Origin of the sequence: Leifsonia sp. AK011 (genome assembly GCF_013410945.1) — a bacterium.
Classification (GTDB): Bacteria; Actinomycetota; Actinomycetes; order Actinomycetales; family Microbacteriaceae; genus Rhodoglobus.
On the sequence record NZ_JACCCH010000001.1, the window covers coordinates 452,570 to 465,396 of the forward strand.

Genomic DNA, 12,827 nt, shown 5'->3' on the forward strand with positions numbered 1-12,827 from the left:
CCCACCGGACATCCCGGGGTCCTCTGAGGCGACCGGGGGATAATGGCGGCATGGCTACGCGAGAGATCACCATCGACAACCTGAGCGAGACAATCACCGACGGTGAGATCGTGCTGCTCGACTTCTGGGCAGAGTGGTGCGGGCCGTGCAGGATGTTCGGGCCGATCTTCGAGAAGGCCTCCGAGCAGAATGCCGACATCGTCTTCGGCAAGATCGACACCGAGGACCAGCGCGAGCTCGCCTCGGGCCTGCAGATCACCTCGATCCCGACCCTCATGGCGTTCCGCGACGGGATCCTCGTCTTCCGCCAGCCCGGCGCCCTGGGCCAGGCGCAGCTCGACCAGCTCATCGACGGCGTCAAGGGCCTCGACATGGACGCCGTGCGCGAGCAGGTCGCGGCACAGGTTGCTGCCGCGGACACCGAAAGCTAGGTCCTCCCCTCGGAGTGGGTGATTCCGCGGTGGGGCTGCCGCTGCCATGATGATGGTGTCTCGCGGGAGACGATGACCCGACATCCCACGCCCAGGGAGCATGATGCCCGGACTGTCCCGACGCCAGTTTCTTGCCGCAACGACCGCGCTCGCTGCTGCGACCGGCCTGGAACTGGATCCCCTCGGGCGCACTCTCGCCTCCGCGGCGACGCCCGCCGTCGACGCGCCGAGCACCCTGCTTCAGACGGTGCTGCAGGGCAAGGTCGTCTCCCGTCAGTACCGGTCGCTCGTCGCGGGACCAGGCGAGGCATACATCCCACGCATGGACGTGCTGGGCTCCGCACCGGGCTCGAGTCGGGCGACCGCACGCCGTTCGCTGCTCTACATGGCGCACCTCTCCGACATGCACGTGATCGAGGCGCAGTCACCCGGTCGCATCGAGCCGATGATCGTGCAGGACCACTCCGCGTGGGCGAGCGCCTTCCACCCGCATGATCCCCTGAGTCCGCACGTCACGGCGGCGATGGTCAAGGCGTTCTCCGACCTGCGGTACAGCCCGCTCACGGGAGCGCCCATGGGCGCTGCGATCGTGACGGGCGACAGCGCCGACATGCACTCGCACAAGGAGCTTCGCTGGTACATCGACCTGCTCGATGGGGTGCCGGTCGATCCGACGGCGGACATCGGCGACACCTACACGGGAGTGCAGGCCTGGGCCGAGGCGGTGTGGGCGTATCGTCCGGGCGACCCGGCCGGTGGCCCCTTCGGCGAGTACGGGTTCCCGAGACTTCCGAGCCTGCTGGATGACGCGATCCGCACCCCGATCGCCTCGGTCGGGATGCCCGCCCCCTGGTACGCCGTCTACGGGAACCACGACACGCTCCTGCTCGGAACCTTCGATGTGAGCTCGCAACTGAAGGCACTGGCCGTGGGTGGTCAGAAATCGTACTCACTCGAGGGCACGGCATCCATGGCCCTGAACGGTTATGCGTCGACGGCGAGCCCGCTGCAACGCGCGGTCGACGCGCTCGGTCTGCAATTCGGTCGGCCTGGGTTCCTGCCGGTGCCCGCCGACCCTGAACGGTTCCTGTTCGAGCAGGTCGACTTCATGGCGCAGCACTTCCTCACGGAGAGCACGCCAGGGCCGGTCGGCCACGGCTTCACCAAGCACAACCTGGAGACGGGCGAGACGTGGTGGAAGGCGGACCTCACCCCGAGCATCCGCGCCTTCGGGCTCGACACGTGCAATCAGGTCGCTGGCCCGGATGGCGCCGTGCCGGACGTGCAGTTCCAGTGGCTACGGCGGGAACTCAAGGCCGCGACCGCCGAGAACAAGCTCGCGCTCATCTTCAGTCACCACAACTCGCTCACTCTCGAGAACCGGGCGCAGCGCCCGGGACAGGAGCAGGTGCTCCATGGAGCCGAGGAGTTCATCGATCTGCTCCTCGAGTTCCCGGTCGTGGTCGGCTGGCTCAACGGTCACACCCACCTCAACCAGATCCTCGCCCACCCGGGGCCCAAGGGCGGCTTCTGGGAAGTGACGACGGCGTCGTGCATCGACTTCCCCCAGCAGCAGCAGGTCGTGGAGCTCGTCGACAACCGCGACGGCACGCTCTCGCTGTTCACGACGGTGGTGGATCACGCCTCGCCCGTGGTGCCAGGATCCAGCGGGTCCTACCTGGACCTCGCGGCACAGAGCCGCGAACTGGCCGTCAACGACTGGGCGGCCTTCCCGCTCATGCGGCGCGGGTCGCCGCTCGACCGCAACACCGAACTGCTCGTGAAGGCGCCGTTCGATCTCTCGACGATCACGGATGCCGCGCTCGAGTCGCAGCACATGGCAGCGCGTGCCCGCATTACCGCGTACGAGAAGGGACTCGACTCGTGAGACCGCTCGTTCTCGGAGTTGTTGCTCTCGCAGCGCTCGCCCTGGCAGGGTGCTCGGAGGTCGCCGCCATCGCGCCGGTGGGAGGCAACCGTCTCTCGGACGTGCGGTACGCGGCCATCGACGTGCTCGTCGACCGCGAGGTGCCGATCCTGACCGCGCCGGTCTGTTCGGTCTCCGACGACAAGGCCGTGTCCTGCGAAGGCGAGACCGTCGACGGCGAGGCCATCACCGTCACGTCGACGGCGGACGACCAGGCGAGCCTCACGATCGAGGTTGGCACGGAGACCCTCTTCACCGGTGTCATCCAGGACGTCCTGGATGCTGCGATGCGGCCAGCCTCGTGAGGCCGCTGTTGCTCGCCGCGATCGTCGTGGCCCATGCCGCGGTCCAGGGCCTGCTCGTGCTCGGGGATCCGGTGCCGACTGGCGATCTCGGATTCGTGGCGCTCACCGTCGTCTCGGTGGTGGCACTCATCGTGGCCACGTGGGCGGGGCTCAGCGTGGTCACCCGCGCGTGGACCGTTCGCGGCCTCGCGTGGGTGGCGGCCGCCGTGGTTCTCACCGCCGTGCTGTCGGTACTCCTGCCTCCGCTCGCGCTCGTCGGTCTCGTGCTCGCGCTCTTCGTCGTTCCCGCCAGTGCCGCGGGTGACCCACTCGATGGCTTCCGTGCGTTCCGTCGCACGCCGGTGCGTCACGTGCTGGCCATTCTCGGCGTGGTACTTGCGTGCGTGGTGGCCTGGGTGGCGGCGCTGCTTCTCGGCCTGCTCGTGACGGGGGTCGCGGCATCCGTGGCCACTTGGCTGGTGTTCGGCGTGCTGGGCGTTCTCGTGCTGAGCTCATGGGTGAAGCTTCAGCGCAGCTAGCTCTTGCGCGGTCGCTCCGCTGCGAGGAAGAGGCACTCCATGGCGGCCTGAGCAGCGAGGCTGCCCGTGATGCCGAGGTGGTCATGCGGCGGGCTCACGGTGTTGATGTCGAACGCCACGAAGTCCAGGCCGCGCATGCCACGCAGGATGTCGAGACCCTCGCGAGCGGTGATGCCACCCCACGACGGAGTGACGACACCGGGGGAGACCGACGGGTCGAAGACGTCCATGTCCCAGCAGAGGTAGATGGGCACACCAGCGAACTTCTCGCGGATGCGCTCGAGGAGCGCCGGCACCCCCATCGCCGTGAGCTCGTTCATCGTGATGACCTCGTAGCCGAGGTCACGCGCGGTCTGGTTGACGCCCGGTACACCTCGGAACTCGGTGTCGCGCATGCCGACATGCAGGGAGGCCGCGGGATCGGCAATGCCCTCGGTGACCGAGTGGATGAACGTGTTCGCGTTGTTGTAGTCGTACGGGTAGATGCCGTCGTAGGCGTCGGTGTGGGCGTCGAAGTGCAGGATCGCGAAGTCGCGACCGAGGTGCTTCTTGAGCGCGCGGAGCTGGGGCAGGGTCACGGCACCGTCGCCGCCGAAGGTCAGCGGGGTGACGCCCGCCGCCACGATCTCGCCCACAGCGGCCTCGACCGCGGTGAAGCTTGTGGCCACATCGCCGGGCAGGACGTCGGCGTCGCCCACATCGACGACGCCGAGTTCCTCCAGGATGTCGACGCCGAACCCGTCGAGGTGTTCCGCGACGAGCGCCGAGTGGGTGCGCACGTGGGCGGGGCCGCTCCGCGCGCCCACCCTGGTGGGGTGGTACCCCATGTCGAAGGGCACGCCCATCACCGCGACACTGCTGCCGGTGAGGTCACGGGTGGCGGGCACACCGAAGAGGGTTCCGACGGGGGTCAGGGAGGCGGCATCCATGATCCGGATGCTACGTCCCCAGCGTTGCCTCCGTGTTTCGTGCCGCGCGGCGCACGCCGCACTGCCCGAGCCACGCGTGGTGCAGGATGAGCCCATGCCGCCTCTCGGACGCTCCGCCCTTGTTCTTCTCGCCTGCGCCGCCGTGCTCTCGAGGTGCGCGGCGAGCCCAGCACCCGTGGCCACCCCGACGCCGGCTGCATCCCCCGTGCCCGTCGCCGTCGAGGAGCTCGGCGCCGGGGAGCAGCCCGACGGCGTCGACGTCGATGTCGATGGCCCGACGCAGGTGGTGTTCCGGCGCATCACGCTCGCCCCGGGCGCTGGTACCGGCGAGCACTGCCACGCTGGCCAGCTGGTGGCCGTTGTGGAGGAGGGCACCTTCACGCACTATGCCCCGACCTACCCCGATGGGGTGCACGTGTACACGGCGGGCCAGTCGATCATCGAGGGCTCGGGCTACGTGCACCAGGGCGTGAACGAGAGTGATGCTGACGTCGTGCTGCTCGTCACCTATGTGATCGAGGAGGGGCAGCCTCTCGCCCAGACCGACCTCGCGCTCTGCGACAGCTGAGCCTTCGGGACACGGCTGAGGCCGCCCCGATGCTCGCATTCGCGGCATCGGGACGGCCTCACCGTGTTCCCTTGCTACTTACGCGCAGGGCGTGAGCAGTCGAACCTCCGCGCTCAGCGACGGTTCGCCTCCCAGGAGCGTGACCTGCGTTGCACCCAACGCCTCGATGTCATCGAGCACGCCCTGCGGAACACAGGTGGGCTGCACGACGAACAGCGGCGCTCCCACGGATCCCGCCCAGGCGGAGCCTGCTAGCGCGTCGGGGAAGTTGGTGCCCGTCGACAGGAACACCCGGTCCGCGGACTCGAACGCGTCGGCATTGATCGCCCGAGCGGTCTCGTAGCGGTTGGGGCCTGCGAGGCGTTCGGTCGTGGCGATCGCCTGCAGGTCGGCAAGGATGCCGTCCGACACGCTCACGTTGCTTCCGAGCACCTTGATCGTCTCGACGCCGAGGCTGTCGAGGAGATCCGCCGTCTGCGACGTCAGGTCTGCACTGCCCCCGTTGACGAGGATGACCGGTGCATCGTGCGCACCCGCAGCCGCTCCACCCGTGAGGGCGTCCGGGAAGTTGAGCCCGGTGGAGATGTAGGCGGTCGTGGCGCCCTCATCCCCGAAGATGCTGTCCGCGATCAGGCGGGATGTCTCGTACCTGTCGGCACCGGCAATCCGCTCAATCGTGCCCGGCAGCCCGTCGAGGTGGTTGTATGCCGCGGCCGAGACCGAGGGCGTGCCACCGACGACCACGATGTGCGAGGGGTTGAGACGGTTGATCTCGTCCGTCACCGCCTGCGGAACGGAGTCCGTTGGCACGAGGAGCAGCGGTCCACCGGCGAAGGCGGCCGCCGGACCAGCCGACAGGGCGTCGGGGTAGGTCTGGCCATTCGCGACGAACACGATGTCCGCGCCATCCGGGTACGACTCCTCCGATACGCCCACAGCCGTCGTGTAGCGGTTGTCGCCTGCCACACGATCGACGGCGATCTCCGCTCCCGGAACGTTCCGGCTACCGAGGTCGCTCACGTTGCCTGCCACGTCCGTAGCCCGGAACTCGACAGTCTCGGCCGCGGGTCCGATGGTGAGCGGCCCGGTGTACTCGGTCCACTGCGCGTCGGGGTCGCCCGGCAGCCGGTACTCGACGAGAGCGACGCCGCTCGTGGCATCCGATGCCTCGATCGTGACCGTACGGTCGGCGAGCGTCGACGACACGGCGGGGGCAACACTGTCGATCGTGATGGTCTTGACCACCTCGTCTGACGTGGTGCCCTCGTCGTCCACGGCACGGAAGGTGACGACGGAGGTCCCCTCGTCCGAGATGACGAGCGGCTGGGTCAACGGAGCGAACTCGCCGTCGCCGATCTTGTACTCGACGTCCGCAGCACCAGCACCCACGGTTCCTTCAGCGGTCAGCGTCACCGGCCCGGTCCACCACCCCGCGAGCCCGTCTGCGGCCGCGGGATCAACCACCACCGCGACCTCGGGCTTGGGCTGTTCGATCTTCAGGTCGCTGAAGATGTTGACCGCCGACTGGGTGGCGTTGTGCGAGCTCGAGAAGATTCCGCCATCCTGCACGGCGGTGGCACCGGTCAGGGTGATGGCCGTTCCCACCTGGATGTAGTTGGCACCGTCGTAGGAGTAGTACGCCCTGGCCTGGTCGCCATCACGCACGAGCTTCACCCAGATGGCACGGAACAGATCGGCACTGGCGGTGGCCGACCCGTCGATGCGACCGTTTCCGTTCGAGTCCCACTGGAAGACAACGCCAGCGCTGCGGGTCACCGCGAGGATCGCGTAGCCGGGCGAGACGTCCTGCTGGGTCATGTCGTTTCGGATCATGACGCCGGACTTGGCATTCGCGTTCGTGTCATTGAGCGAGTCGACGCGAGCCGACACAGCCGTACCCGAAGTGACCGAGTCCGGCTCGTAGATCGCTCCGAAATCGTCGTCGTTGGTCCAGACATCCGCACCTGCTGCGCGGATGCCGTAGCTGTCTCCCACCTGGCCGAAGAACGAACTTGTCGCTCCCCCGGCGGTCGTCAAGTACGGCGCCGAGATCGGGCCACTGTCGCCGCACGCAGGATTCTCGGATACGAGATTCGCGTTGAAGTGGGTGCGGAACTCGGGAGCAACACCTGCCTCACAGATGACGGTGAGAGCGCCACTCGGCCAGTTCGTACCCGACACCGAGACGTTGTCCGTGAGGGTGATGCTGTTCGAGGACTGGTTCGGAATCGACGTGCCACCGGAGTTGTACCAGTTGCCCGTGATCGTGTTGTTGCTCGTGTTCGTCGCACCGTAGGAGTTGTTGAAGTACCAGGGGTTGGTTCCCTGCAGCACGTTCTGCCGGTACGTGGCGTAGCGTGTGCCCTCGTCGGCGTAGAGGCCGACGCCGCCCGCGTTGTAGAGGTAGTTGCGCTCGGTCACCGAACCCGGGGTCGCCGACAGGTTGTAGATCGAGCCACCGTCGCTGAACTTCGCCTTGGAGTGGTGAACGAGGTTCTTGGCGACCAGGTTGTCCTTGAGGGTCGTGGGCGTCGTGTAGCGCTCATTCCAGTTGTAGTAGCCGCGGTTGGTGTACTCGCCGGAGCCGCCCTCGTCGTTCATCCCCCACCCGTAGCCAGTGTCGATCGCGTCGTACGAGACGTTCGAGACTTCGTTGTTCACGATCTGCGAGTTCGTGACATAGGTGGTGAGGATGCCCGAGTTGTCCTTGTACTCGAAGGCTGCGCGGTTGACCGTGTTGTTGGTGATGAAGATGTCCTTGTTGGTCATCCGCACGTCGCTCGGGTGGTGTGCATCCGGACGGTTTCCGCCCGCGAATACGCCATGTCCGCCGACCTCGGTGAAGAGGTTGCCGTCGACGTGGATGTTGCTCGCACCCAGGCCGACACCGGAGAGTGCCGCGTTGGTGTCGTTACCGATGCCGAGCGCCGACGAGCCGAGGTTCACGAACGTGTTGTCGCTGAACGTGACGTTGCTCGCCGCGGAGACCTGCACCGCTGCGGGCTGCTGGTACCACGACGTGCGGGCACGCTCGAACTGCTCGCATCCGCGAGAGCAGGAGGTGAAGGCATCGGCGGGCCGGTACGAGTAGTTGTCCTTGATGAATGACCCGTTCTGCTGGGTGGCGTAGCCGTCGGCCGTCGGGCCGAGCCACGATGTTCCCGTGAAGGTGATTCCACTGAACTCGAGATTGGTCAACGGGGCGTCGTACGTGCCACCGATGCTCGCGAGCACCTCGAGCCTCGGAAGCTCCACGTCGAGGGTGTTCGGGTCGACGCCAGCTCCGGGCTTGTAGTAGAGCTTGCCCTCCTCGGGGTCGATGTACCACTCGCCGACCTCGTCAACGAAGGCGAGCGAGTTGTTGAAGAAGTAGCTGGATGCCGCGAGGAACGAGTTCTGCGGTGTGTCCCAGCCCCACGTGTTGTTGTTCCACGACGGTTGCTCCATGGTCACCACGTTGTTGGCGATGCTCGCAACAGGGGAGTACCGGTTGGTGAAGTCGCCACGGCTCTCGAACTCGAGGCGATCCTGGTCCGGCAGGGTGTTGAGGAACTCCAGCGCCGCGTTGTTGATCGTCATGCCCGACGACGTGAACGTGATGTAGGCGTTGTTGGTGACGCGGAAGGCTGCCTTCTGGGCAGCCACCTTGTTCACGTAGAGCTGCCGGGTGTCGAGCCCGACCGGAGTGTCTGCGACGTAGATGTTCTTGGCCGCGTCGTGCACGGTCCAGCCGGATACCGGCGTGGCTCCCGTGAACACCGGCTTGGCGCCGGCCGCAGCGGTCCAGCGCACTGTGCTGCCCTCGCGCCCTCCGTCGGGTTCGCGGAAGATCAGGGTCTCGTCAACGGTGTAGGTGCCATCGGCAACCTCCACGGTGATGTCGCCGGCGGGTGCCGCCTCGAAGGTACGGACATACGCCTGCGCGCCTTCGATGGAACAGGGTGCCGCAACCGAGCACACGCTGCCCGATCCACCCGGCGCAACGTAGATCGTCGACGTATCGGCGAACGCTGGTTGCGCGACGGTAATGGAAGTCGCCAACACGGCACCGGCCGCGAGCAACGCCAACTTTCTTGAACCTAGCTTCATTGGTGGTCCTCTTGTGTCTACGAGAGACGATCCCGCTCGCGCGGAGCCACCATTGGCACCGGACCCACGACACCGTGGGGCGAGGGACTCGCCGACTCGAATGAGTCGTAATGTCACACATCATACGATTGACGTATTACGACCACAAGGGTCTGGCCCCCGATTGGGGGTGAAAATGGCGCGCTGAAGCGACCCCTCACGGGGCGCAAGAGGGTCTCGCTAGGAACGCGGGCGGAGCCGCAGCTCCTGCATCCCGCCATCGACCGCGATAGCGGTACCCGTGGTCGACCCCGAGCGGGGGCTCGCGAGATACGCGACCGCGTCGGCGATCTCCTCGGGTCGCACCAAGCGGCCGTGCGGCTGGCGGGCCTCGAGGGCAGCGCGCTCCGCCGTCGGGTCGTCTGCTGCATCCATGAGCCTTGCGACCCAGGGGGTGTCCGCGGTGCCGGGGTTGACGCAGTTCACACGGATGCCCTCGGCAAGATGGTCGGCGGCCATGGCTCGGGTCAGGCCCAGCACTGCGCCCTTGGCTGCACTGTAGAGAGCGCGCTGGGGCAGGCCGGCCGTCGCGGCGATCGACCCGAGATTGACGATGGATGCCGCGGGCGAATCGAGCAGGTGCGGCATCGCCGCGCGCGCAACGCGGGCAATCCCGGTCACATTCACGCTCAGGACCCGGGCCCAGTCCTCGTCGCTGTTGTCCACGACAGTACCGATCGAACTGATGGCGGCGTTGTTGACGACGATATCGATCCTGCCGAGTCGCTCGGCCACCTCGGTCACCGCGGCCTGGACCGAGGCGTCGTCGCCGAGGTCTGCGCGCACCCACAGGTGCTCGCTTCCGCCGTCGTTGAGGTCGAGCACCGCCACCGTTGCGCCGCCGGCAGCAAGACGATCGGCGATCGCAGCGCCGATCCCCTGGGCGCCTCCCGTGACGATGGCGACGAGCCCCTCGAACTCCGTTGCATCAGGCATCGACGAACTCCTGTCTCTGGCGACCGAGGCCTTCGATTTCGATCTCGCACACATCGCCGGCCTTCAGGTACGGGAAGCGTCCGGAGAGCGCGACGCCCTCGGGCGTGCCTGTGAGCACGAGGTCTCCCGGGTCGAGAACCATGTACTGGCTGAGGTGCCAGATGAGGAAGTCGACGTTGAAGATCAGGTCTGCGGTCGTCGAGTCCTGACGTGCCTCACCGTTCACCGACGAACGCAACCGGAGATTGCGGTAGTCGACCTCGTCAGGCGTCACGAGCCACGGCCCGGTCGGGTTGAAGCCCGCGGCCGACTTGCCCTTCGACCATTGACCGCCGGATTCCTCGAGCTGGAAGGTGCGCTCGGACAGGTCGTTGGCCGTAACGAACCCCGCGATGTGCTTGATGCTCTCGGACGGGTCGGAGAGGTAGGAGGCACGCGAGCCGATCACAACGCCGAGCTCGACCTCCCAGTCCGTCTTGACACTCCTGCGCGGAATGGCGACGGTGTCATTCGGGCCGACCACGGTGTTCGGGGTCTTGAGGAACAGAATGGGAATGGTGGGGGGCGCTGAGCCGGACTCTGCGGCGTGTGCGGCATAGTTCATGCCAATGCAGATCACTGCGCCGGGCCTCGCGATCGGGGCGCCGATCCGCTCGGAGTCAGCGATGTCGAGCGGGGGTAGCGACCCGGCGGATGCCGCAGCCCGCACCTTCTCGACACGGCCCGACGCCAGGAACTCCCCGTTGATCTCATCGGTGAATTCGGAGATGTCCAGGTACGAACCCTCCGAGAAGAGGGCGGGGCGCTCTGCGCCCACTGCGCCAAGTCGCGCGAACTTCATGATGTGTCCTTCGGATTCTGGTGTCAGCTGCGCCGATCAGGCCGAGTGCACCGGCACCATTCGACGCAACTGGGTCACGTGGCCTGGTTCGAGCTCGTCGATCGAGCGCGCACCCAGGAGCTTCATCGTACGTATGACCTCTGAAGAAAGTATCTCAATCGCGCGATCGACGCCCGGCCGTCCCCCGGCCATCAGTCCGTACAAGTACGCGCGACCCACGAGCGCGAACTTCGCCCCGAGCGCGAGGGATGCCACGATGTCCGCCCCGTTCATCACGCCCGTGTCGACCATCACCTCCGCATCAGCGCCGACCTCGCGGACTACCTCGGGCAGGAGGTGGAACGGAATGGGCGCCCGATCGAGCTGTCGGCCCCCGTGGTTCGAGAGCAGGATGCCATCCACGCCACGATCGACGAGCGCCACGGAATCGGCAAGCGTCTGCACTCCCTTGACCACGAGCTTGCCCGGCCACATCTCACGAATGGTGTCCAAATCCTCGAAACTCACCGACGGGTCCATCGCCGAATCGATGAGCTCGCCCACCGTCCCACCCGTTGACGACAGCGACGCGAACTCGAGAGGGGGAGTGGTCAGGAAGTCGAACCACCACCACGGCCGCGGAATGGCATTGATCACGGTGCCGAGCGTCAGTGCCGGTGGAATCGAGAACCCGTTGCGCTTATCGCGCAGGCGTGCGCCCGCGACCGGGGTGTCCACGGTGAACATGAGGGTGTCGAACCCCGCGGCGCGTGCGCGCTCCACAAGCCCGAAGGAGATCTCGCGGTTGCGCATCACGTAGAGCTGAAACCAGTTACGGCCGTGCGGGTTCGCGCGCGCGACATCCTCGATCGACGTCGTGCCCAGGGTGGACAGGGTGAACGGGATGCCAGCAGCCCCCGCCGCGCCGGCGCCCGCTGTCTCACCCTCCGTCTGCATGAGGCGGGTGAATCCTGTGGGAGCTATGCCGAACGGCATGGCGGACGTGCCACCGAGCACCGTCGTTGTCGTGTCTGCGTTCGAGACATCCCGCAGGATGCCCGGGTGGAACTCGATGTCCTCGAAGGCCTGCCGTGCCCGGTGCAGCGAGAGCTCAGCCTCGGCCGCACCATCCGTGTAGTCGAAAGCAGCGCGAGGAGTGCGTCGCTTCGCCACCAGACGCAGGTCATGGATTGTGAGCGCAGACTCGAGCCGACGTGTGCGCGCGCTCAACGTCGGGCGCTTGAACTTCATCAGTTCGAACAACGTGCGCGGATTCGGAAACTGTCGAGCGGTCATCCGGTCACGTTAGCGGACGCCATGCGGAACTACGGAGCAGGCGTGGCGTCCGGGTCGCTGTCCACATCGGTCGACGTCTCCTCGTCGACCGCCGGAGCCTCGAAGCCGCACTGGTCGATCTCCTGGTCCACCTGGAGCGTCAAGCGCTCCTTGCCTGCGGCGTGAGCATCGGCCACAGTGCCCGAGTAGATCGTGTTGTCCTGCGACTCGAGGTTGACGGCCGAAGCACCCTCACAGAGGTGGAACACCTTGCCGGACTTCGTCCAGAAGACGAGGTTCTGGCCTGTGATCTCCACCACCTGGTTGGTCTCGGCGTCGTACTGCTCGGTAGACGGCGGATTGATCGACGTCCCCAGGAAGCCCGCAACGAGCAGAAGGACAATCGCGATGCCGCCCGCGACACCCTTCTGCGAGCCGCTCATGTCCTTGTTGAGGAAGATCAGGATGATCAGCGGAAGGAACGCGACGACTGTGATGATCGCGCCCAGCTGGTTCTGGATGAAGAAGCGGGTCGTGTTCTCACGGGATGCCGGGTCCAGACGATTCGCCTGCTTCCACAGCAACGAACCACCGATCGCGAGCCCGGCGATCACGACGAGTCCTCCGATGAGCAGCCACATGTTCGGTGGGGACTGGCGCAGCACCCAGAAGATCTCAAACGCCTCACCGCCGATGGCGAGCGCCCAGAGCACGATCGCGATGATCCGGAAGGTCAGGGCCTTGCTCTTCGCCTCGGGGGTGGGCTTCCACCCCGACGCGGTCTCGGCCCGCGCCTCCGGCGTCGACTCGACCCGGACAACCTTCTTCGTCGGCTTCTTGCGCTCGGCCACGCGTGCTCCTTCGTCGGGGAATTGAGATCAGGATAGCGGTGCGGGCGCCTGGGGGTGAGGGTAGCAGGTTGGGGGGGGTGCAGGTGGGGTGGGGTGGGCTGGGCGCTGGTTGTCGCCGACCTTTGGTCGGCGGGCTAGG

Annotated in this window: 11 protein-coding genes; 5 read left to right on the forward strand and 6 right to left on the reverse strand. The window is 66.6% G+C overall.

Annotated elements, in window-relative coordinates; all coding sequences use genetic code 11:
* The first annotated feature begins 50 nt into the window (after nt 1–50).
* The 4 genes from trxA (at nt 51) to HDC94_RS02215 (ending at nt 3,181) form a co-directional block, all read left to right on the forward strand.
* The gene (trxA, locus tag HDC94_RS02200; protein ID WP_179494467.1) at nt 51–431 is read left to right on the forward strand and encodes a thioredoxin; all 381 of its coding nucleotides are present in this window, start codon (nt 51–53) and stop codon (nt 429–431) included.
* 103 nt (nt 432–534) lie between these two features.
* On the forward strand, nt 535–2,319 hold the full coding sequence (locus HDC94_RS02205) for a TIGR03767 family metallophosphoesterase (protein WP_179494468.1): 1,785 nt from the start codon (nt 535–537) through the stop codon (nt 2,317–2,319).
* Nucleotides 2,316–2,663, forward strand: a complete 348-nt coding sequence (locus HDC94_RS02210; RefSeq protein WP_179494469.1) for a hypothetical protein — start codon at nt 2,316–2,318, stop codon at nt 2,661–2,663. Before HDC94_RS02205 ends, HDC94_RS02210 begins: the two co-directional genes overlap by 4 nt.
* The gene (locus HDC94_RS02215; protein ID WP_179494471.1) at nt 2,660–3,181 is read left to right on the forward strand and encodes a hypothetical protein; all 522 of its coding nucleotides are present in this window, start codon (nt 2,660–2,662) and stop codon (nt 3,179–3,181) included. Before HDC94_RS02210 ends, HDC94_RS02215 begins: the two co-directional genes overlap by 4 nt.
* Here HDC94_RS02215 and HDC94_RS02220 read toward each other — a convergent pair.
* The gene (locus tag HDC94_RS02220; RefSeq protein WP_179494473.1) at nt 3,178–4,110 is read right to left on the reverse strand and encodes an arginase family protein; all 933 of its coding nucleotides are present in this window, start codon (nt 4,108–4,110) and stop codon (nt 3,178–3,180) included. The two genes, HDC94_RS02215 and HDC94_RS02220, sit on opposite strands and share 4 nt — an antisense overlap.
* A 94-nt stretch (nt 4,111–4,204) precedes the next feature.
* Here HDC94_RS02220 and HDC94_RS02225 point away from each other — a divergent pair, with 94 nt between their 5' ends.
* The gene (locus tag HDC94_RS02225) at nt 4,205–4,678 is read left to right on the forward strand and encodes a cupin domain-containing protein (protein ID WP_179494475.1); all 474 of its coding nucleotides are present in this window, start codon (nt 4,205–4,207) and stop codon (nt 4,676–4,678) included.
* Between the two features lie 78 nt (nt 4,679–4,756).
* Here the strand turns inward: HDC94_RS02225 and HDC94_RS02230 are convergent, their stop codons facing one another.
* The 5 genes from HDC94_RS02230 to HDC94_RS02250 form a co-directional block, all read right to left on the reverse strand.
* On the reverse strand, nt 4,757–8,719 hold the full coding sequence (locus HDC94_RS02230; RefSeq protein ID WP_179494477.1) for a cell wall-binding repeat-containing protein: 3,963 nt from the start codon (nt 8,717–8,719) through the stop codon (nt 4,757–4,759).
* A 267-nt stretch (nt 8,720–8,986) separates the two neighbouring features.
* Entirely contained in the window at nt 8,987–9,742 is a 756-nt protein-coding gene (locus tag HDC94_RS02235; protein ID WP_179494479.1) for an SDR family NAD(P)-dependent oxidoreductase, read from the reverse strand.
* Nucleotides 9,735–10,583, reverse strand: a complete 849-nt coding sequence (locus HDC94_RS02240) for a fumarylacetoacetate hydrolase family protein (protein WP_179494481.1) — start codon at nt 10,581–10,583, stop codon at nt 9,735–9,737. Before HDC94_RS02240 ends, HDC94_RS02235 begins: the two co-directional genes overlap by 8 nt.
* 36 nt (nt 10,584–10,619) lie before the next feature.
* On the reverse strand, nt 10,620–11,858 hold the full coding sequence (locus HDC94_RS02245; protein ID WP_179494483.1) for an alpha-hydroxy acid oxidase: 1,239 nt from the start codon (nt 11,856–11,858) through the stop codon (nt 10,620–10,622).
* 29 nt (nt 11,859–11,887) lie between these two features.
* Complete coding sequence (locus HDC94_RS02250) at nt 11,888–12,688, reverse strand: hypothetical protein (protein WP_179494485.1); 801 nt, start codon at nt 12,686–12,688, stop codon at nt 11,888–11,890.
* Between the last annotated feature and the right edge of the window lie 139 nt (nt 12,689–12,827).